General features: G+C 33.2%; 24 protein-coding genes. 9 read left to right on the top strand and 15 right to left on the bottom strand.

Annotated elements, in window-relative coordinates; genetic code table 11:
- Positions 1–92: 92 nt before the first annotated feature.
- Positions 93–512 carry a DNA polymerase III subunit gamma/tau gene (locus HQN62_RS12150; protein WP_243412128.1) on the bottom strand — a complete coding sequence of 140 codons (420 nt, stop codon included), beginning with the start codon at positions 510–512 and terminating at the stop codon, positions 93–95.
- 272 nt (positions 513–784) lie between these two features.
- Positions 785–1,870, bottom strand: coding sequence for a DNA polymerase III subunit gamma/tau (dnaX, locus tag HQN62_RS12145; protein WP_173504550.1), 1,086 nt, complete (start codon positions 1,868–1,870; stop codon positions 785–787).
- A 226-nt stretch (positions 1,871–2,096) separates the two neighbouring features.
- Here dnaX and HQN62_RS12140 point away from each other — a divergent pair, with 226 nt between their 5' ends.
- The 8 genes from HQN62_RS12140 to HQN62_RS12105 all read left to right on the top strand — a co-directional run bounded on the left by HQN62_RS12140 (position 2,097) and on the right by HQN62_RS12105 (position 8,713).
- Positions 2,097–3,227, top strand: a complete 1,131-nt coding sequence (locus HQN62_RS12140; RefSeq protein WP_173504549.1) for an NAD(P)/FAD-dependent oxidoreductase — start codon at positions 2,097–2,099, stop codon at positions 3,225–3,227.
- A 347-nt stretch (positions 3,228–3,574) separates the two neighbouring features.
- Entirely contained in the window at positions 3,575–4,087 is a 513-nt protein-coding gene (locus tag HQN62_RS12135) for a hypothetical protein (protein WP_116798094.1), read from the top strand.
- Positions 4,088–4,357: 270 nt separating this feature from the next.
- Complete coding sequence (locus tag HQN62_RS12130) at positions 4,358–5,068, top strand: methyltransferase domain-containing protein (protein WP_173504548.1); 711 nt, start codon at positions 4,358–4,360, stop codon at positions 5,066–5,068.
- 45 nt (positions 5,069–5,113) lie between these two features.
- Entirely contained in the window at positions 5,114–6,166 is a 1,053-nt protein-coding gene (locus tag HQN62_RS12125) for a type III polyketide synthase (protein WP_173504547.1), read from the top strand.
- Between the two features lie 44 nt (positions 6,167–6,210).
- The gene (locus tag HQN62_RS12120; RefSeq protein WP_173504546.1) at positions 6,211–6,639 is read left to right on the top strand and encodes a 3-hydroxyacyl-ACP dehydratase FabZ family protein; all 429 of its coding nucleotides are present in this window, start codon (positions 6,211–6,213) and stop codon (positions 6,637–6,639) included.
- 12 nt (positions 6,640–6,651) lie between these two features.
- Complete coding sequence (locus tag HQN62_RS12115) at positions 6,652–7,920, top strand: beta-ketoacyl-[acyl-carrier-protein] synthase family protein (RefSeq protein ID WP_173504545.1); 1,269 nt, start codon at positions 6,652–6,654, stop codon at positions 7,918–7,920.
- Between the two features lie 50 nt (positions 7,921–7,970).
- Positions 7,971–8,225 (top strand): acyl carrier protein, encoded by a 255-nt coding sequence (locus HQN62_RS12110; protein WP_116798099.1) that lies wholly within the window; start codon positions 7,971–7,973, stop codon positions 8,223–8,225.
- Positions 8,222–8,713 carry a 4'-phosphopantetheinyl transferase family protein gene (locus tag HQN62_RS12105; RefSeq protein ID WP_173504544.1) on the top strand — a complete coding sequence of 164 codons (492 nt, stop codon included), beginning with the start codon at positions 8,222–8,224 and terminating at the stop codon, positions 8,711–8,713. The genes HQN62_RS12110 and HQN62_RS12105 overlap by 4 nt, the downstream gene beginning before the upstream one ends.
- 9 nt (positions 8,714–8,722) lie before the next feature.
- Here the strand turns inward: HQN62_RS12105 and HQN62_RS12100 are convergent, their stop codons facing one another.
- Both HQN62_RS12100 and HQN62_RS12095 read right to left on the bottom strand, forming a co-directional pair.
- Complete coding sequence (locus HQN62_RS12100; protein ID WP_243412129.1) at positions 8,723–9,322, bottom strand: 3'-5' exonuclease; 600 nt, start codon at positions 9,320–9,322, stop codon at positions 8,723–8,725.
- Positions 9,322–11,238: a DUF294 nucleotidyltransferase-like domain-containing protein gene (locus HQN62_RS12095; RefSeq protein WP_116798101.1), complete on the bottom strand. Its 1,917-nt coding sequence runs from the start codon at positions 11,236–11,238 to the stop codon at positions 9,322–9,324. The genes HQN62_RS12100 and HQN62_RS12095 overlap by 1 nt, the downstream gene beginning before the upstream one ends.
- Positions 11,239–11,411: 173 nt before the next feature.
- Here HQN62_RS12095 and HQN62_RS12090 point away from each other — a divergent pair, with 173 nt between their 5' ends.
- Positions 11,412–11,918 (top strand): DUF2911 domain-containing protein, encoded by a 507-nt coding sequence (locus HQN62_RS12090; RefSeq protein ID WP_173504543.1) that lies wholly within the window; start codon positions 11,412–11,414, stop codon positions 11,916–11,918.
- A gap of 325 nt (positions 11,919–12,243) precedes the next feature.
- Here HQN62_RS12090 and HQN62_RS12085 read toward each other — a convergent pair whose 3' ends face one another.
- The 11 genes from HQN62_RS12085 to HQN62_RS12035 all read right to left on the bottom strand — a co-directional run bounded on the left by HQN62_RS12085 (position 12,244) and on the right by HQN62_RS12035 (position 19,233).
- The gene (locus HQN62_RS12085) at positions 12,244–12,684 is read right to left on the bottom strand and encodes a hypothetical protein (RefSeq protein WP_173504542.1); all 441 of its coding nucleotides are present in this window, start codon (positions 12,682–12,684) and stop codon (positions 12,244–12,246) included.
- A gap of 164 nt (positions 12,685–12,848) precedes the next feature.
- Complete coding sequence (locus HQN62_RS12080) at positions 12,849–13,073, bottom strand: hypothetical protein (protein ID WP_173504541.1); 225 nt, start codon at positions 13,071–13,073, stop codon at positions 12,849–12,851.
- A gap of 3 nt (positions 13,074–13,076) precedes the next feature.
- On the bottom strand, positions 13,077–14,504 hold the full coding sequence (locus tag HQN62_RS12075; protein ID WP_173504540.1) for a hypothetical protein: 1,428 nt from the start codon (positions 14,502–14,504) through the stop codon (positions 13,077–13,079).
- Between the two features lie 17 nt (positions 14,505–14,521).
- Positions 14,522–15,094, bottom strand: a complete 573-nt coding sequence (locus tag HQN62_RS12070; protein WP_173504539.1) for a hypothetical protein — start codon at positions 15,092–15,094, stop codon at positions 14,522–14,524.
- A gap of 153 nt (positions 15,095–15,247) precedes the next feature.
- Positions 15,248–15,796, bottom strand: a complete 549-nt coding sequence (locus tag HQN62_RS12065; protein WP_173504538.1) for a hypothetical protein — start codon at positions 15,794–15,796, stop codon at positions 15,248–15,250.
- A complete protein-coding gene (locus tag HQN62_RS12060) occupies positions 15,789–15,956 on the bottom strand; it encodes a hypothetical protein (protein ID WP_173504537.1) in 168 nt (55 codons plus the stop codon). Before HQN62_RS12060 ends, HQN62_RS12065 begins: the two co-directional genes overlap by 8 nt.
- 102 nt (positions 15,957–16,058) lie before the next feature.
- Entirely contained in the window at positions 16,059–16,445 is a 387-nt protein-coding gene (locus HQN62_RS12055; RefSeq protein ID WP_173504536.1) for a hypothetical protein, read from the bottom strand.
- A 117-nt stretch (positions 16,446–16,562) separates the two neighbouring features.
- Positions 16,563–17,018 carry a hypothetical protein gene (locus HQN62_RS12050; protein WP_173504535.1) on the bottom strand — a complete coding sequence of 152 codons (456 nt, stop codon included), beginning with the start codon at positions 17,016–17,018 and terminating at the stop codon, positions 16,563–16,565.
- A 37-nt stretch (positions 17,019–17,055) separates the two neighbouring features.
- A complete protein-coding gene (locus HQN62_RS12045) occupies positions 17,056–17,772 on the bottom strand; it encodes a hypothetical protein (RefSeq protein WP_173504534.1) in 717 nt (238 codons plus the stop codon).
- A gap of 109 nt (positions 17,773–17,881) precedes the next feature.
- Complete coding sequence (locus tag HQN62_RS12040; RefSeq protein ID WP_173504533.1) at positions 17,882–18,052, bottom strand: hypothetical protein; 171 nt, start codon at positions 18,050–18,052, stop codon at positions 17,882–17,884.
- On the bottom strand, positions 18,052–19,233 hold the full coding sequence (locus HQN62_RS12035) for a replication initiation factor domain-containing protein (protein WP_173504532.1): 1,182 nt from the start codon (positions 19,231–19,233) through the stop codon (positions 18,052–18,054). Before HQN62_RS12035 ends, HQN62_RS12040 begins: the two co-directional genes overlap by 1 nt.
- Between the last annotated feature and the right edge of the window lie 3 nt (positions 19,234–19,236).

Genomic DNA, 19,236 nt, shown 5'->3' with positions numbered 1-19,236 from the left:
AATAAAGGTTAATTATAGCATGATGCTTGAATGCTTATTGGTGTAAAAATAACATTTATTGTAGAATTTCCTATTTTTGTAGAATTGATTTTTTAGGCATCTAAATCCAAGCCAAAAGTGGTTCTCAATAATTCAATATTTGGATTGATTTCCAGAAGTCTGTTGTAACGATCCTGGTCAGTAAAGCTTCTTCTTATTTCGATGCTTTCATTTACATTCACTTCGATGGTAATGTCGTGATTGTGTAAATGACCACGCAAATGTCCTAAAAGACCAATCATTTCCTTTTCAAAATCTAATTTTGATCCCTCATTCGGAAGTTCAAAAGTGATGCTGGTACCGTCTAATTTTGGATCATTGATCAATAATAAGGATTCCATTATTTTGAATCCTTTTTCTCCTAAACGCTGAGCATATTTAGTCCATTGCAAAAGCATTTCGGTTTCTGTAAAAGCCTCAGAAGGTAAATTGGTGTTTTCTTCCTTTACAAATCCTTTTAAGTTTTCTTCCAAAGATTTTTTGGCTCGAATACTGGAAAGTGATAAAGCTGAAAACTTAACTTCGCTGTTTGAAGGTGTTGAAACTGCAGGATTTGGAATCTGAGGTTTTTCTTCAGCAACTGCAATTGGTTTTACAGTTTCAATCTTTTCATTTTCATTTTCATTTTCATTTTCATTTTCATTTTCATTTTCATTTTCATTGGAATTGCCATTGACATTGCTTTCTTTTTTAACAGCTTCAACTATAGAGTAATCTGCAGCTTTTCTAAAATAAGTAGGCGGAATTATAAATTGCTCAACTTTTTTTTTTCTCCATCATAAGTGATAGAGGCTAGTTGCATCAAGCAAAGTTCGACAAGAAGTCGTTGATTTTGACTGGCTTTATATTTTAAATCACAATCGTTGGCAATATCGATTCCTTTCAACAAAAAGTCCTGACTACATTTTTGAGCCTGAATTCCGTACATTTTTTGAGCTTGCTCCCCAACCTCTAGTAATACGAGTGTTGCAGGTGTTTTACTCACCAATAAATCTCTGAAATGTGTAGCCAATCCTGAAACAAAATGATGACTGTCAAAACCTTTTGATAAAATATCATTAAAAGCCATCAATAAATCTGGGATTTTGTTTTCCAGAATTAAATCGGTAACGTTAATATAGGTTTCGTAATCTAAGACGTTTAGATTCTCGGTAACGGCCTGACGGGTTAAGTTATTTCCGCAAAAAGAAACTACTCTGTCAAAAATTGACAAAGCGTCACGCATCGCTCCATCTGCTTTTTGGGCAATAATATGGAGTGCATCATCTTCAAAAGCGACACCTTGACTAGTTGCAACATCAGCAAGATGTTCTTTGGCATCTTTTACGGTGATTCTTTTAAAGTCAAATATCTGACAACGCGATAATATCGTTGGAATTATTTTATGTTTTTCGGTGGTAGCCAATATAAAAATGGCGTGTTTTGGCGGTTCTTCCAATGTTTTCAAGAAAGCATTAAAAGCAGCCGAAGATAACATATGAACCTCATCAATGATATACACTTTGTATTGTCCGGTTTGTGGAGGAATACGCACTTGATCAATCAAATTTCGGATATCATCAACTGAATTGTTGGAAGCAGCATCTAATTCGAAGACATTAAAAGCAAAATCTTCGTTGGGATCATCATAACCTGGCTGATTTATTTTTCGAGCCAAAATACGAGCGCAAGTTGTTTTTCCAACACCACGAGGTCCAGTGAATAATAGAGCGGAAGCTAAATGGTTGTTTTCTATGGCATTAAGTAATGTATTGGTAATCGCTTTTTGTCCCACCACATCTTTAAATGTTTGGGGACGGTATTTACGTGCCGATACTACAAATTGTTCCATAGGTTTTTTTATTCGAAAGCAAATATAGGACTTGAAAAATCAAAAAGCAAGAACCAAAATTTTAATTTTTTAAGCTTATAGTTTTCTTGTCAAAATGCCATTCGAGTACGATTTTCGAACTACATTTGTGTATTTCACTTACATTTTTAATTATTATAACGAGTATTTAGGCTTTTCAAAGACAATCAGAACATTTTATTAACATTCTTTATAAATTTACTTCTATATGATTACTAATAAGTTGGTTACAATTGTTGGAGGAGGATTGGCAGGGCTGACGGCAGCAATACATTTGTCAAAAATTGGTTTACACGTTATTGTTATAGAAAAAAATGAATATCCAAAGCATAAAGTTTGCGGCGAATACATTTCAAATGAAGTTTTGCCTTATCTGAATTGGCTTTCGCTGGATATTTCAGAATTAAATCCTACTCATATCTCAAAATTGGATTTTTCAACCCCAAATGGAAAATTAATCAATTGTGATTTACCACTTGGTGGATTTGGTGTCAGTAGGTTTGCATTGGATGCGTTTTTATGTAAAAAAGCTATCGAAAATGGGTGTGAAATTGTTCAGGACAATGTAGATGATATCGTTTATAAAAACGGCTTTTTTACTGTTTCGACTTTAAAGAGTAGAATCATTACTTCTGAAATTGTTATTGGAGCCTTTGGAAAACGATCTAATATTGATCAGAAATTAAAAAGAGGATTTATTCAAGAAAAATCACATTGGTTAGCTGTGAAAGCCCATTATTCAGGTGAATTTCCCAATGATTTGGTGGGTTTGCATAATTTTGAAGGAGGGTATTGCGGTGTTTCAAAAGTCGAAAATAATGCTATTAATATTTGTTATTTGGCAAGTTACGAGTCATTCAAGAAATACAAAAGCATTGAGGAGTTTCAGAGTCAAATAGTAAATAATAATCCTCATTTGAAACAGATTTTTGATACGAATAAAATGCTTTTTGAGACTCCATTGACGATCAGTCAAGTGTCATTTGATAAAAAAGCAAGCGTAGAAAATCATATTTTGATGATTGGGGATACTGCGGGTTTAATCCATCCCTTATGTGGTAATGGTATGGCGATGGGGATTCATAGTGCCAAAATAGTTTCTGAGTTGATTGGTGATTTTCATACAGGCAAGATAAAATCGCGAGAGGAATTGGAGAAAAAGTACGTTGCAGAATGGAATGCTAATTTTAAAAAAAGATTGAGAATTGGTCGTGTTTTGGCTTTTATACTGCAAAAACAAAAAGTCTCGGCTTTTTTGATGAAAATAATGATTGAATTCCCGTCTTTAATGCCATTTATTATAAAGCAGACCCACGGGAAAGTAATTGCCGTGAAATGATTTGAATAAAAAAGCAATTGCAATGTATGTTCTAAAAATAATTTTGTAAAAATATTCTTGAAAGAATACTTGGTGTTTAACGGATAAGATTTTAAGTAAAAATCATACTCTGTTATGTATAAAACAAGTTATGGAGCTTTTAAGTATCATTCCCCAAATTGATAAATCTGAATATTTTAATTTTTTGTAAAAATGCAAATGAGGTTTGTTTCAAATTCTCACTATTGCGCAAAGATGATGCCCCTAAATCATTTTTAAATATTGTTAACACTGCCTACAACTAAAGCTATTCATAGATTCATATGTAATTGCTGTGGAAAACGTAACAACCAAAAAATCAAAATAAAATGAAAACATCAATTTATTTACTATTAGTATCGGGTATGTGCTATGCGCAAACTTCTACAACTACAGTACATTTCTATTACGGAACGTCACAAATAGCTGGAAGTGAAATGACATTCAATATACGAGGCACAGAATCTTCCTATATTGGCGGAGGATTTAGCGGAGCACTAAATCAGAAAAAATCCGATGGTACCATCGCATACGGACATATAAGTGAATCAGAGATGCAATATGCTACCAAATCATTAAATGAGGAATGGTGCTCAATCTATGGTGTAGGCGGTACCGGATTCATTAGAAAAGTGTTAATAAAATACAAAGCAGGATTGTCTGTTTATAACAAAAAAATAACATTCGATAATGGTCAGTTAATATACAATAAAATTGATAAAGTATTGTATAAACCTCTTGTTGGCGTTGGAGCAATGTATGAAATTAATAAAGATTTTGGTGTTGAAATAGGCGTGGATACCTTCAATAAATTCACTGGTGGATTTGCAGTGTTATTTTAAATAAAAAGCGCAAAAAATCACCTCAAAAAATACTAATTAAGAAAGAAATCATATACGATTCGGTACTTCGGAAGAATTTTGATATGTCTAAAATTAAGATCGTCATGTAACTGAAATAATAGAGTTACAATGAGAAGCATTCATTTTGCACAATTGTAGTTTTTAATGATTTTTGTGCTTGGCCGAATTTTTTTTTCATAACTTACAAGCGATTAGAGAGCTTAAGGCAAAAGAAGCAATTGAGTTTAATTTTGAAATAATTAAAAATTAATGCTTGTAAACACAAAACATCGGACCGGTAATCCTGAAATAATGGATGATTTTACTTTGGAGGGAGATGCTTTGAAATTAGCATTGGATAAAATAGCGCAAATAAACCAACTTTTAGGAGGGAACCGATTGACTTTGAAAGGTGTTGCGAAATTATTAAAAAATGAATCCAATTCAAGCCCGGTCACAATTGTAGATGTTGGTTGCGGTAATGGGGATATGTTGCGAAAATTAGCCGATTTTGGTTTTCAGAATAATCTAAATCTGGAATTGATAGGGGTTGATGCAAATCCATTTACCGTGAATTACGCTATCGATTTGTCCAGAAATTACCCCAATATTAAATACCGATGCGAGGATGTTTTTAGTCAATCTTTTAATGAGTTAAAGTTTGATATATTACTTTGCACCTTGACTTTACATCATTTTAGTAATGATGAAATCATTGAATTATTAACGATATTCAATAGAAATTCCAAACTAGGTTTTGTTGTGAATGATTTACATCGCAATTCAGTTGCGTATCGATTATTTCAGGGATTTTGTTTTGTTTTTCGAATGAATAAAATGTCACGGGAAGATGGCTTGACCTCTATATTGAGAGGTTTTAAAAAAGACGAGCTGATTGCATTTTCGGAAAATTTGAGATTTAAAAAATACAGTATTCAGTGGAAATGGGCTTTTCGCTACCAATGGATTGTGGAGAAATAAAACGATGTTGATTTTTGAAATTTAGATAAACCCCAAAAGAAAATAATGAGTGTAAAAATAAAATGTGTTGCCAAGCAATTGCCAAAGTTTTCAAGAACTACAGAGGAGATTCTTCCTTTTTTGGATATTTGGTTAGAAGGTCAAGAAGAGCGTTTTATTCGAAAAGTTAAAAAAATTTTTGAAGGTGCAGGAGTAGATAAGCGTTATTCGATAATGGATCCGTTAGAGGTTTTTGAAAACACCTCATTTGAAGATAAAAATGATATCTATATCAGGGAAGTGATTGATTTGGGTGAAAAAGTCCTGAGCAAAGCATTGAAGAAAGCCCGATGGCTCCCTGAGGATTTGGATTATATCATAACTGTGAGCTGCACTGGAATAATGATTCCTTCGTTGGACGCTTATTTGATTAACAGTTTGAAATTAAGGCAGGATATAGTGAGATTGCCGGTGACCGAAATGGGTTGTGCGGCGGGAATTTCGGGAATTATATATGCAAAGAATTTTCTTCAGGCTAATCCAGGTAAAAAAGCGGCGGTTATTGCGATTGAAAGTCCGACAGCTACGTTTCAATTAAATGATTTTTCGATGGCGAACATTGTGAGCGCTGCAATTTTTGGTGATGGAGCGGCCTGTGTTTTGCTTTCATCAGTTGAAGAAGAGGAAGGTCCAGAGATTTTGGCAGAAGAAATGTATCATTTTTTTGACAATATTCATATGATGGGATTTAAGCTTACCAATTCAGGATTGCAAATGGTTTTGGATATTGATGTTCCGGAGACGATAAGTTCTCATTTTGGCGATATTATTCATCCTTTCCTGAAAAAGAATAATTTGAAAATATCAGATATTGATCATTTAATTTTTCATCCGGGAGGAAAAAAAATCGTTCAGATTGTTGAGAATCTCTTTTTCGACCATGGAAAAAATATAGACGATACCAAAGCTGTTTTGAAGCTTTACGGGAATATGTCAAGCGCAACCGTGTTGTATGTTTTAGAGCGATTTATGGATAAAAAACCCGAAAAAGGCTCTAAGGGCTTGATGTTGAGTTTTGGACCCGGATTTTCGGCTCAAAAAGTATTGCTGCAGTTTTAGAATACTAGTGAGATTCTGTGTATTATTTGTTTTAAGTAAAATCAATGGAAAAAAAAGATATAATTTCAAAATTGCCCTATTCCAAACCTTTTTTGTTTGTGGATGAAATAGTAAGAATTAATGAAGATGGCGTGGAGGGAGAATATACTTTTGATGAAAATCTGGAATTTTACAAAGGTCATTTTAAAGGAAATCCAGTTACTCCCGGAGTGATCTTAACGGAGGTTATGGCTCAGATTGGGGTGGTTTGTTTGGGAATATTTTTATTAAATGAAAAATTAAATTCAATGTCGGTAATCGCCTTAACATCAACTAGTATTGATTTTTTAAAGCCTGTTTTTCCAAATGAAAAAGTAACTGTAATTTCTCAAAAAATCTATTTTAGATTTGGAAAATTAAAATGCAAAGTCAGTATGAAAAATGCAAAAGAAGAAATTGTTTGCAGTGGAATAATTGCAGGTATGATAGTTTAAAATTAATTAAAAATGAAAAATCGAGTTGTTATAACAGGTCTTGGCGTAGTCGCTCCAAATGGGGTAGGTCTTGACACGTTTCAACATGCGATTAAGAACGGAATTTCCGGAATAAAACATTTTGAGGAATTGGAAAGATTAAAATTTTCGTGCCAAATTGCTGGAATGCCAGATGTTTCTTCTGAATTGGCGTTGCAATATTTTTCTGAACTAGAACTTAAGAATTTTAATGCGACAGGGATTTTATATGGTGTTATAGCGGGAATTGATGCATGGAAAGACGCCGGCTTGTCAATGAAGGTGCAGGAAGAGCCCGATTGGGACAGTGGGACTATTTTTGGATCGGGAACCTCTGGTATTGAAAAATTCAGAGAAAGTATTTATAAAATTGATGATTTAAAATGCAGGAGTTTGGGAAGCACCACTGTGATCCAAACAATGAATAGTGGGATAAGTGCTTATTTAGCGGGAAAATTGGGTTTGGGCAATCAAGTTACGACCAATTCTTCAGCTTGTACGACTGGAACAGAAAGTATTATTATGGCGTATGATCGTATAAAATCAGGTCAAGCCAAGCGTATTTTGGCTGGAAGCACCAGTGATTCCGGTCCTTACATTTGGGGAGGATTTGATGCTATGAGGGTTTGTACATTTAGACATAACGATTCTCCTGAAACAGGTTCAAGACCTATGTCGACGAGCGCATCAGGGTTTGTGCCTGCTAGCGGGGCCGGTGCTTTAGTTTTGGAAGATTTGGAGGCGGCTATGGCAAGAGGCGCTAGGATATATGCAGAAGTGCTAGGAGGAAATTTAAATTCTGGAGGGCAAAGAGGTTTGGGTACCTTAACGGCTCCAAATCCTATGGCTGTTCAAAAATGCATTCAAAATGCAATGAGGACTGCTGGAATTACAGGTAAAGATGTTGATTTGATTAATGGCCATCTTACTGCTACGAGTAAGGATAGTTTGGAAATTTCGAATTGGAGCATGGCTTTAGGTAGACGAGGAGTGGATTTTCCTTATATTAATTCATTGAAATCAACTGTGGGACACTGTTTATCGGCTGCGGGGAGTATAGAAAGCGTGGCCAGTATTTTGCAATTGCATCAAGGTTTTATTTTTCCGAATCGTAATTGTGAAGATTTGCACCCAGAAATTACCGAAATCATCGATTCGTCAAGAATTCCATTGCAACTGATTGAAAAAGATTTAAATATTGTCATGAAAGCCAGTTTTGGATTTGGAGATGTGAATGGATGTGTTGTTTTTAAAAAATATTAATCTTAGTAAATGATAAGTTTTAGTAATTGGTTTAACAAAATATAAACTTTATGAGTAGAGAAGCGACAATAGAACAGTTAAAGAATATAGTAAAGCCTTATGTTCAAAATCAGGAAGCATTTGATTCTCTTACAGAAGAAACTGATTTTGTGAATGATTTGAGAATCAATTCGGCTAATTTGGTTGATGTGATATTAGATATTGAAGAAAAATTCGATATTATAATTGATAATGAATCGATGGAGAAAATGGTCAATGTAAAAGCAGCTATTGGTGTTATAGAGACCGAATTATTAAAACAATGATTGGTAATGATATAGTTGATCTTGATTTAGCCCGAAAAGAAAGCAATTGTAAGCGGAAAGGATTTTTGGATAAAATTTTTTCTCAGCAAGAACAATGCTTGATTCTTAATAATTCTAATCCGGAGACCATGGTTTGGAATTTATGGAGCAGAAAAGAAGCTGCGTATAAAATTTACAATCGAGAAACAGGGATAAGCGGTTATTTTCCGCGGCGATTGCAATGTCATTATGAAGACGAAATTTCTGGAACGGTTTCTATTGATGGGTTTGTTTTTTATACCCAAACTTATATTACTGAATTTTATATTTACTCAATTGCTGTTTCCAAAATGGATTTTTTTAGTAAAATAAAGACTTTGGATTCTTTAGAAAATATAAAAAAAGAAAATGGAATCCCTTATATTTTGGATGCTTTTTCAAATGCAATTGCTCCAGTTTCCATAACACATCATGGACGTTTTCAAAGGATAATTGCATTGGACTGGTAGCTTGAAAATTTATTTGATTCCTAATCTGTTCTTCAGTTTTAAAAACAGCAATGCGATAGTGTATGCCTCTTCAGAAGGAGATTTTCGGTAGCTTTTCGGTAATTTAAAAATTTCTGATAATTCGTCAAGTGAAAACTGTTTGTCGTTGACATCTATCAGTTTACGATACATCACATCAATGTCTAAAGCTTCGTTTTTTAATCTGCCGCAATCCAGTCTCATCAGAGCACTATTGATCATGTCGACATCAAAATCCACGTGATGTCCAATTAAAACGGCATTTCCTATATAATCTATAAAAGCTTCGATTGCCTCTGGTTCACTTAGTTTTTTCATCTTGCTTTCCAAAATGAATTCATTTGATAGACCATTATCGTGAAAATACTTGTATTGCAGTAAAATAGATTCAAAACTGTCACCTATATGAATTTTGTTATTCACGATGGCAAAGGAACCAATAGACAAAATAACATCCTTATCGGGATTAAGTCCAGAAGTTTCAGTAGAAAACACAACATAGCGTTTTGATTTGTGTTCAAACTTAGCGAGGTAAGTTTTCCAAAAATCAGGATATTCTTTATTTATATTTTTTAGCCAATCTAGCATCATTATGAAAATTGCGTTAGTTTGAAATTACTTTTAATTAATTCTTCCAGTTCTTTCATTGGGGCTAAGGCATTCTTTAGTTTTTCTTTATCTAATTTTGTTAGTTCGCTCAGGTTTATATATTGTCCTGAATTTTCATTTTTTAAACCTTCATTTACTCTAAATTTTGATAAAGTCAAAAATGCTTCAGCACAATTTAAGTAAATATCTGCATTTTTCGCATCAATAATTGCTAATTGTTTGAAACGCAGGTAGGTATTATTTAATCCTTTGATGTTGAAATGCAAGGCAAATAATCTGGCTCCGTCAATTAAAGGCATTAATGCTCTGGTTTTTATGTCAAATTTATTTTTGTTAGGTTCGTCTTCTTCTACTACAAATTTCTTGAAAAAGGTAAGAGGAGAATTTTTTCTTAATGCATCATTTCCTAAGAAGTCAAAAAACAATGTGTTATGATCCAAGTCTTTTAGAATCACATTTTCAATAGCTTCAAATATCTTTTTTTCTCCAAAAACAAGTTCCAGGTCAAAAAAGATGCTACTAAGATCATTACTGTTTTCACCTGGAGTATTCATCCAGCTGTCGTATTGTTTAGTCCAGTCTGTCAATGATTTACACCAAAGCATATTGCTTGCCATATGACCATTTGGACATAATTCATAACCAACTTTTTCCAGTGTTGCAGTTGTTCTTTTTGCTAATTTCAAGAAATAATCTCGTACGTCTCTATATTTATCGGGAGCTACATCTTCAAATATTAATAAACTGTCTTGATCAGTCAGTAATAATTGCTCTTTTCTACCTTGGCTTCCCGTGCTTAGCCATGCAAAGCGTGCAGGAGGAGAGCCTAAATCTAAAATGGATAATTCAACGGCACGTTTTAGTATGGCTGAGTTTATTTCGCTCGCAATATTGTTTATATTAGAAAGCGGAATATTTTTATGGATTGAATTCTGAATCAATTCAGTCAATCTTTCTCGTAGATGTTTTAGTTCCTTTCCATTGGATGATCTTTTGATTTCTTTGATCAAAACACCTGGGTTATTGGCTTGGGCTATAATCAGATCATGTTCTGAAATCACTCCTTTCACGGAGGATTTATCTGTTCCGTCTGAAGTGACGCATAAATGGGTTACATTGTTTTTTAGCATCAAAAGCTGGGCTTCAGCCAAAGAGACATTTTCTACAACGGTTACAACCGGAGCAGACATGATAGCTTTCATGGTTACGGTCAAAGGAAACTGCCCTGTTGCAATTTTGGAACACATATCAGTATGGGTAACTATTCCAATGGGTAATTGATTGTCACAAATAACTACACTGGTAGAACTGTTTTCTGTCATTAGTAGAGCAACATCTTTGGCAATGTCATTGATAGTTGCCGTAAGTGGTAGTCTATTATAGGTCAATGACTGAAAATATTGCATTTCAGATTTTTGATCAATATAGACGACATTATCATTGGCTAATTTGCCTCTTAGGTTTTCTTTTTCTTTTGGATTCCAGGTATTCGTAGCGAAACTTTCTAAAAGAAAATTCAATACATCCGGATTATTGGCTACAAAAGGCCTAAAAGTGATAATTGGTATGGCATAAATAATACTTTCTTCACGGGCTTTGGCCGTCATCATGTAATTATTTTTGGCGAAAAATGGTCTTAAACCCAAGACATCACCTGCATGGCACTTATTCAACAAGGTTTCTTCGGCATCAGCGATAACGGATAAATGAATCACACCGGAGGCAACTACATAGAAACAATCATGCAGTTTGTCATTTATTTGGAATAAAGTTTCATTTTTTTCCAGGTTCAAAACCCGAATACTTGTAGCAATGGCTGATAGTTCTTGAAAAGTCAAGTTGTCGAATGGTGGGTATTCTTTCAAAAAGTCAGCGATATTTTCTGCAATTGTATTCATAGTCTTGTTGTAAAGTAATGCTTGTAAAAATAATAAAAATAGATTTTAAAAGTAAGGCTATAAAAACTAATTTTGATAAATTGCGGTATAGTTAAATTTTTCATAAAATACTATGTCTTAGAATGATATTGAATGCAATTATTTAATTTTAATGCTAAATAAATAAATAAACTATGAAAATTTTAAAAATCTCATTACTAGTGGTGTTCTCGTTTTTTGCGATTTCATTTGTAAATGCCCAAGAGAAGCCAAAGAGTCCCCCAGAAAAAGTGACTGGAACGATTAATGGAGCAACGATTCAAATTAATTATGGAAGTCCTTCGGTGAGAGGCCGAAAAATTTGGGGAGAATTAGTTCCTTTTAATGAAGTTTGGCGTGCTGGAGCTAATGAAGCTACAACTTTTGAAACCGATAAAGATCTTACCATTGAAGGGTTGAGATTGCCGGCAGGAAAGTATTCGTTTTTTGTTATTCCTAATCAAAACGAATGCGTCGTTATTTTTAATAAAGAAGCCAAGCAATGGGGCGCATATAAATACAATGACAAAGTTGATCAACTGCGTGTAAAAGTAAAACCACAAATAGCTGATTCAGCTACGGAAAAACTAACGTATATTATAAATGCAACCGATGTAGAATTAGTTTGGGAAAAATGGATTATTGGTTTTAGCGTAAAATAATTTTTTTTATAATTTTTATAAATCATCGTCATTAAATTGGCGATGATTTTTTTTGCTCTGATTTATTGTGAAAGTGGCAGAATAGAAGGTGTTTTTTTTAATGATAAATATAAAAGAAATACTTAGGATATACCGTGTTTAAAATATTCTATTTTACATAATATAAATTATAGTTCAAAAAACTGCATTGCAGATTAAAAAAAAATTACTCTCTTTTCACTTTTTTTTCAAAGATATATACAATTATTTAATATATCCTATTCCTTAAGGTGAGAATTTAAAAAATAGAACATAAAAAAACCCCATTTGACTGGGGTTTAACACTTTATATTTTTACTTCATTTATCAATTTTCCGTCAATATAATAACTTGAATAGCGATTATCTCCGTTTATATTAAAAACGGTTCGATAAACACTACCATTAAATATTGTTACATTTCCGTAAAAAAAGCCTTTATCTTTACGATTATAAGAATAATCTAGTCTTGTATTATCGGGATAAACCAAAACACTATAAGATGTACAATTTAACGGCATTTCATACACCAAATAACTTTCAACCAATACCCTTTCCTTTAAATCATTAGTATAATTGTTTGTAATTGATTTAGAAACAAAAATATCGGGGTAATATTCATTAACTTTTTTTATCAAATCGTACTGGTCAAAAGAAACCGCCACGGTCTCCTGTTCATAAGCCTTTAATTTTTTTTGACTAAAACCCAAAACAGAAACCAAAAGAAACAAAAACGTAATTTTTCTCATAAAATAATTATTTAGTTTGTGCGTAAATATAATATACATTGTCTTTATTTCCTACAGAGAATTAATAATAAACCTTAAAAAACTTTGAACCTATTTATATAATATGCTGTGAGAATATTCCTTACAGAGAATTAATAATTAACTTCAAAAAAAAACCACCGTACTTAATACGGTGGCTTGTCTACTATGAATTTATCAAAATATTGTCGTCCGAGATAAACGTCAGTTTTACGGTTATAAATATTTATATAATGGTAATCATAATTTTCTTTCTCTAAAAGCTTATGCAAATAATAAATACTCTTTACAAAAGCATAAATTAAAGGATGCTTTGTTTTATCCTTATGAAACACAACACATTTATAAGGCGTTGGAGTGTTATTTGCCATAGATTAAGGGTTTAAAGGGTCACAAATATGACAACCGTTATGGGCAACTATGGATTTCGCTTGTAACAATTGACAGCCATTTTCAAGACCACCCACTATAAAACGTTGTTGAACGTCTTGGAAGTCAATATAGTCAACCCAACTATTGACATTCGGGTTATGTATCGTATCGTCTTCATTCCATTGCCCCATATACCAATAATCATTCACACCACTACCACCAACAACATTTGAAGCCAATTCCAAAATATTACTATAACAATTATTAGTCAAATCAAACAATCTGATATACTGCACATACGATTGTACAAAAACATCAAAATTGACACGTGAGCCGTCTATAACCGCTATATTTTGAAAATCAATACCATCACGGGACAAGTTAAGAACATACGAAGCAACAGGAGTTGAAGGATGATAATCTATATTTATATTGCCTTCACCCTCACCAGAGAATTGTATCACAAAAAGACTAGAGGAAGAACCACCTCCCGAACACTCACAATCGCAATGACACACCAAATTGGTAGGATTCAGAATATTAACGTCTAAAGGACGCACATCAATAACAGGCGGTTTTTTCCAATCAACATGCATAGTTAAACCTCTACTATTATCACTTAATCGAGAAAAAGAAATATAGGTATTAGTATCACCCCAATAATTGTCTATCACATCAAAAACTTTCCAACCGTTAACGTTTGAGAGACAAACAAAATTATAATTTGGATAAACAACAACCTCAAAAGCGAAACTTTCAGCAAGTGGAAATTCGGCAATATTTACAAAAATATCATCGATATGAAAAACATAATTCGAACTCGAAGTTGTCATTTGTTCATGATAATACGTCGAACTATTAAATTGAGAATCAGGATTCAAAGGGTCATACAACAAATTGTGAACGACACTTTTCGAAAACATTTGAATCGAAGCGTCATAAGAAACAGAAAGACGTTTGACATTCAAATCATTAGGAAAAGGAAAACCATAATACAACTCAAAATTTTCCTTTGTCGTTATTACAGGTCTAACAATTCCATATTTATCACTTTTTGGATAATTAGAAACCTTTGAAGATTGCAAAGAACCCAAATAATCAGAATTTGAACCCACTGAAACAACGGAACTAATGGGCTTTTGAACCGCTAATATTAATTGCTGTAAAGGGGCAAAAAAATGATTTTTCGGAATAATATTTAAATCCAAATCCCCCAAATCATTTAAAACGGATTCACCGAACAAGGAATCGACATTTGCCAAAGAAACACCGTCAACCCTTTTGTTTTTTATAAATACAGAAACGGGAAAAAAATCATCGTTAATACCACTTAAAACATAATTTTCTAAAAGCGAATCGGGAGCAACTAACTGCAATTCTTTTACCTTTACCGCATACGTACTATCAATATATTGTACAAAATTTTTCATTTATCTTTCTTTTAAGGCTAAAGCCAATTTTTACCATATTTTTTAAACACTCCCCTAATTTGAACCAACTCTTCTACACCTAAATATTTATATAAATCGGTTTTTAAATTCCTCGACCTCGTAAAAACATTATAATACAAATCCTCGACAATTGGAAAAGTGGTAGGCACTGTTTTAAGCAATCCAACCACGGTTTTTTCGTCTTCGAACCAAGCATTAACGTTATACAAGTCAGTATTAACAATGAAATGATTATCCTCGACATTCGTACCCAAAGCAACAGCCACTTTTTGTGCCACAGCCTTATAACGCTCCATTTCAGACGGTTTCACGTTTGGATATTTTTTAAAAATATCAAAAGATTTCTTTGTAATAATAACGGGGCTAGACTTGCCGTTTTCCGCATTGTTGACAATCTTTTCAGCGCTTAAATTAGCACCTTTCATTTGCGCAATTAAATTGGTAATCCAACGATATAACACCGGCATAGCAAGAAGCAACGCAACGAGTAAGAGCCAATTAGTTCTTAAAATTTGCAAAAAACCCGAATCACTCGAAACGGGTTTTTTATAATTAATACGAGCAGTCATTACTTTCTTTTCAAAAGTTTCCAACCAATGAAAACAACCAAAGCACCCAAAGCGATATTCACATACAGTTTATGCTCAGCATAAAACAATTTTATTTTTTCTAACATAACAATATTTTTTTTTGATTTTTAATTTATCTAATTCTACGTTTTTTTAAACTGAAACGATTAAAACAGTATAAAGAAAAAGCAACAAACCCATAATAAAAGCAAGACTGATTTTTTTGGAGGTATCAACCGTAATATTTGCAACATCAAAAGAACCTAACTTACTGATAGAATCCGTTATATCACTATCGGAGACATACTTTGCATCTTGCCCGTTCTCTTTTTTAATAATGGCTTTTGCAAGCAAAAACAACATTGTACTATCAACTTTTTTTATCGTCGCATCGGGGGTTAACCCTACAGCGGACGCAACTTGTTTTATATACAATTCAGTATTGTTTTCTACGGGAGGCGCATAAGTGGTTATCAATTTTCTAATGGTATTTTCACCCCTATCGATATGAGTAACCAAATTACGAAGCATTGCACGAATACCAAATTGCATAGTTTCAAACTGCTCAAAAGCTTTGTTTGCATCCTTATTTTTATCATATGGAATTTTACCTTGCCAATTATTTTTGGTCATTCTAAGATTCCCAGGATTATTATTTCGAATACCCCTAGACAAATCTTTTCGCCCTAAGAAATTACTCATTTTCAAAATTTTGAGATTCAACATTTTTCTTTGATTCTCCTAAATCGATTTTTTGTAATTCAGAATAGACTACCTCGATTCCTTTGATTACAGCCATTACAATAGCGGAATACTTGACAATTAAACCGATGATAGAAATCACACCCTTAATACTTTTCATAATCTGATTTTTTACGCTCCTTTAAAATATACTTTTCAGTTAGAGCAGACACCACCCCGTCAATTAAGCGGGGAAGTATCATATTAATAATTCTCTTTAACATTAAGACCCTAAAAACGTTCCACAATAACCGCCGTTTTTCGCTTTTGGATTAAGAACCAAAGCCATTTCAGCAATCACAACTTTACCCGTCTTTTTTTCCATCATACCCCAATAGAATTGCTTTGCACCTGTTTTGGTATTCACTACGCTACAACCAACTGAACCGTACCACCCTTTTTCACTCAAAACACTTTTAGAAGTGGTCACACAAGAAAATGAAATCAAATCTTTTCCCGCCAAACGCCAACCCGTTGTAAGATGTTGTTCTACACCCGCATTTGCACCCGTTTTAGGAGTATATCGGGTATTTTTTGCGCCCGAATGCTTTTTGTAATCCTTTTTATCACTACTGTTATTTGAGTAGGTCTTTTTTTTATAATTTGCCATTATTTAATAAATAAATGTTTAATATTTAATAAAATTTCAGTGAATTTTTTCACTATTAAAACAAACGTATCTACTATAAAAAGTATCAAGTAGATACGTTTGTAATTTCTAGGTTTTCTATCTCCTACGGCCACGTTGTGCGGTTTTGTTACGAAAACCGAACCAATACACCACAAAAGCAACCAAAGAAGCACCTGCAACCCAAATCAAAGTCTTATGTTTTTCATACATAGCACTTAGATAGACTTTTGACAAAAAACCTGTTGACTGGTCAGCAGCATTTTGAACGTCTTTATTAGTAGCCAATTTAGCAACCATTTTATTGGTTTGCTCCGCACCCTTTGTAATTAAAGTATCTTGAACCACTTGAGGCAATTGAGTAGTAGGACTTAAGAAAGTTTCATCTGGTGTTAATACCGTAGGTTCACCCACAGCCTTTTTAGGCTTGTTTGTCGTCGCCACTCTCATAGCATCTTTTGCAACACCTAAATAATTGCCCGTAGCCAATCCTATCACATTTTTGATGGAAACAACCCTTTTGACTTTCTCACCGAGTTTTTTAAATAATCCCATAATATCAGATTTTTTTTTAAATTAATTATTGGATTTTTTAAACCGCCCTAATGTTTCTTACTACGAAATTAATAACATCACCTTGAGACTTATTAACCTCAATATAATCCACATGAACCAAAGGAAGCGACAAACGACCATCTATCCTTTGATAAACATCAACACCATTGATGTACGAGACTGGGTCAACATTTGAAGATAAAGTTTGTAACTCGAAAGGTGAATACTTAACCACTTGACCACTTTCAAAAGTGTACGATACATCATGAATGGTTGCTTTTACGGTCATAATTGCCAAATCAAACCCGTGAACGTCCATTTTTTTACTAAATTCCTCAGAAGCTATTGTTTTTTGCTCGAAAAAATAAAGGTTGTTTGTTGCATTAGGTTCTTCTACACCATGAAGTTCATACTCATTTGCATCAATCAAATCCTCTAACAAGATTTTAATTTGCTCCTTTTCGTCCAAGAAAATACCCCCGTCCATTGCCAACTCACATAACGCAATTGTATGAAAATTTGGGTCAGATTGAATCGCTTCATTTCCATAAGTAGAAGCCAAAATAAAATCCTTTAAAGGAATTTTGTTAGCTAGGATAACATTTGAACCATTCGCCCTTTCCACATAAACTGAAATTTTTTCAGTTGACAAGTTCTGAACCGCAACATCACTGCAAACAATCAAAGCACCGATAGACTTAGAAACTGTAATCTCTTGACTTTTGGTAACACCGTTTAAATTAATAATTTTCATTTTTTTTTGATTTTTTTAATATTTTACTGATGCAAATATTTGTTAAGAATCAAAAAGGGGTTACCACTTTTTACACTTTATTACTCTTTTTTGGTCATTTTTACCAATTTTAAGGCAGTAAACCATAAGCAACCAAATCACCAACGGTTAAATATTTTCGGGTTAAAGAGAGGCTATCTAAAATGATTTGATATTCTTTAATTCCTGTTTTATAGGAAACATCCAAAAGAACGGATAATTGCTTTTTATTGACTTTTTGTGTTGGTAGTTGCTTCGCCATTATTCTATAAATAAGTTGTTTTGTTCTTTGTAAAGTAAATAATCGAATTTTATGTTCATTTTCTCAAGTTGTCGGAACTCCGCCAAGTAAAAAGACATTTTATTTATGAACCAATGTTTTAACGGTTTACCGTCAAAGGGGTTAATCTCGTCTAAAACCCTGTTTAAAGCAACTATATAAGTTACATTCTGAAAATTTGCGCAATACTCCCGAAATAAGGCTTTCGCCAAGCGTTTTCGCTTAAAAACACTAGGGACATGCGTCCTTTTTAACTTAACAAACAAAGGCTTATAATTTGACCTCGTTTCTAACAAATATTCAAAATCCAAAATAAAACGAACACTTTCCTCTTTATTGGTTTGACTCTTCCCCGTATTGGTACGCAATTCAAAAAAATTCTTTTGTGCCATAATAGTAAGGTTAATTAATGCCCCATAATCAAAAACAGACCAAGTCAAATCTTCAAAAGGAAGTTTTAATTTTTCGCCCGAAATGTCAAAAAAGTCTTTATCATAACCGAAGGCTTTTAAATTATTGAAAAACGAAGCATTTAATTGATATTCAAAACGCCAAACATTCTGATTTTCAAAATCATTCGCTTTGTAAAAATCAATTATATGTTGTTTTTCCTTTATCTCAAGAGATAAACTTTTGTTATATACTCGCAAAAATTTAGTGCTAGAACGAGAACCAAGATTAAAGCCATTGTTAATACATACGCCCTTAACAAGTTCATTATGAGTTGAAAAAGACTTTTTACGTCCGGCAAGTTTAACCTTTCCCGTAGTGACATTATTTGCCAAATCACGATAATAGCCATTGTTATCGTTAATATCATAAGCAATATCGAGCCTATTAATGGCAGTAAATTCAAGGTTATAAAAGTCGGTAAATTCATAAATAATAGTACGTATTTCGGTTAATGATTTGCTGTAAAAAACATGATTTTCAAATTGAAATTGATTTAGTTGGTCATCTAATATACTAGAACGTGGATTACTCAAAATAAAACCGATTTGTTCCCCTTTGTACTTCACAAGGTTTTTGTTTGCAAAAGTTTTAGTTCCGAACGGTTCTAAATGCAATTCAAAATCGAGCGAATTATTAGACGTTCTAGGGGTTAAATCGCCCTTTAAATTAATTATTAGGTAATCTATTGATATTAAGGTTTTTGGGTGCATTAT

Origin of the sequence: Flavobacterium sp. M31R6 (genome assembly GCF_013284035.1) — a bacterium.
Lineage (GTDB): Bacteria > Bacteroidota > Bacteroidia > Flavobacteriales > Flavobacteriaceae > Flavobacterium.
Note: the sequence above shows the minus strand (reverse complement) of the source record. Positions and strands in the feature narration are given on the sequence as shown.

Bases quoted from the DNA above. Each gene is read 5' to 3' on its own strand.
- HQN62_RS12035 (WP_173504532.1), bottom strand. From the start codon at position 19,233: ATGCACCCAAAAACCTTAATATCAATAGATTACCTAATAATTAATTTA.
- HQN62_RS12060 (WP_173504537.1), bottom strand. From the start codon at position 15,956: ATGAAAAGTATTAAGGGTGTGATTTCTATCATCGGTTTAATTGTCAAG.
- HQN62_RS12040 (WP_173504533.1), bottom strand. From the start codon at position 18,052: ATGGCGAAGCAACTACCAACACAAAAAGTCAATAAAAAGCAATTATCC.
- HQN62_RS12115 (WP_173504545.1), top strand. From the start codon at position 6,652: ATGAAAAATCGAGTTGTTATAACAGGTCTTGGCGTAGTCGCTCCAAAT.
- HQN62_RS12140 (WP_173504549.1), top strand. From the start codon at position 2,097: ATGATTACTAATAAGTTGGTTACAATTGTTGGAGGAGGATTGGCAGGG.
- HQN62_RS12130 (WP_173504548.1), top strand. From the start codon at position 4,358: ATGCTTGTAAACACAAAACATCGGACCGGTAATCCTGAAATAATGGAT.
- HQN62_RS12075 (WP_173504540.1), bottom strand. From the start codon at position 14,504: ATGAAAAATTTTGTACAATATATTGATAGTACGTATGCGGTAAAGGTA.
- HQN62_RS12125 (WP_173504547.1), top strand. From the start codon at position 5,114: ATGAGTGTAAAAATAAAATGTGTTGCCAAGCAATTGCCAAAGTTTTCA.
- HQN62_RS12055 (WP_173504536.1), bottom strand. From the start codon at position 16,445: ATGGCAAATTATAAAAAAAAGACCTACTCAAATAACAGTAGTGATAAA.
- HQN62_RS12065 (WP_173504538.1), bottom strand. From the start codon at position 15,796: ATGAGTAATTTCTTAGGGCGAAAAGATTTGTCTAGGGGTATTCGAAAT.
- HQN62_RS12070 (WP_173504539.1), bottom strand. From the start codon at position 15,094: ATGACTGCTCGTATTAATTATAAAAAACCCGTTTCGAGTGATTCGGGT.
- HQN62_RS12095 (WP_116798101.1), bottom strand. From the start codon at position 11,238: ATGAATACAATTGCAGAAAATATCGCTGACTTTTTGAAAGAATACCCA.
- HQN62_RS12090 (WP_173504543.1), top strand. From the start codon at position 11,412: ATGAAAATTTTAAAAATCTCATTACTAGTGGTGTTCTCGTTTTTTGCG.
- HQN62_RS12100 (WP_243412129.1), bottom strand. From the start codon at position 9,322: ATGATGCTAGATTGGCTAAAAAATATAAATAAAGAATATCCTGATTTT.
- HQN62_RS12085 (WP_173504542.1), bottom strand. From the start codon at position 12,684: ATGAGAAAAATTACGTTTTTGTTTCTTTTGGTTTCTGTTTTGGGTTTT.
- HQN62_RS12110 (WP_116798099.1), top strand. From the start codon at position 7,971: ATGAGTAGAGAAGCGACAATAGAACAGTTAAAGAATATAGTAAAGCCT.
- HQN62_RS12105 (WP_173504544.1), top strand. From the start codon at position 8,222: ATGATTGGTAATGATATAGTTGATCTTGATTTAGCCCGAAAAGAAAGC.
- HQN62_RS12135 (WP_116798094.1), top strand. From the start codon at position 3,575: ATGAAAACATCAATTTATTTACTATTAGTATCGGGTATGTGCTATGCG.
- dnaX (WP_173504550.1), bottom strand. From the start codon at position 1,870: ATGGAACAATTTGTAGTATCGGCACGTAAATACCGTCCCCAAACATTT.
- HQN62_RS12080 (WP_173504541.1), bottom strand. From the start codon at position 13,073: ATGGCAAATAACACTCCAACGCCTTATAAATGTGTTGTGTTTCATAAG.
- HQN62_RS12050 (WP_173504535.1), bottom strand. From the start codon at position 17,018: ATGGGATTATTTAAAAAACTCGGTGAGAAAGTCAAAAGGGTTGTTTCC.
- HQN62_RS12120 (WP_173504546.1), top strand. From the start codon at position 6,211: ATGGAAAAAAAAGATATAATTTCAAAATTGCCCTATTCCAAACCTTTT.
- HQN62_RS12045 (WP_173504534.1), bottom strand. From the start codon at position 17,772: ATGAAAATTATTAATTTAAACGGTGTTACCAAAAGTCAAGAGATTACA.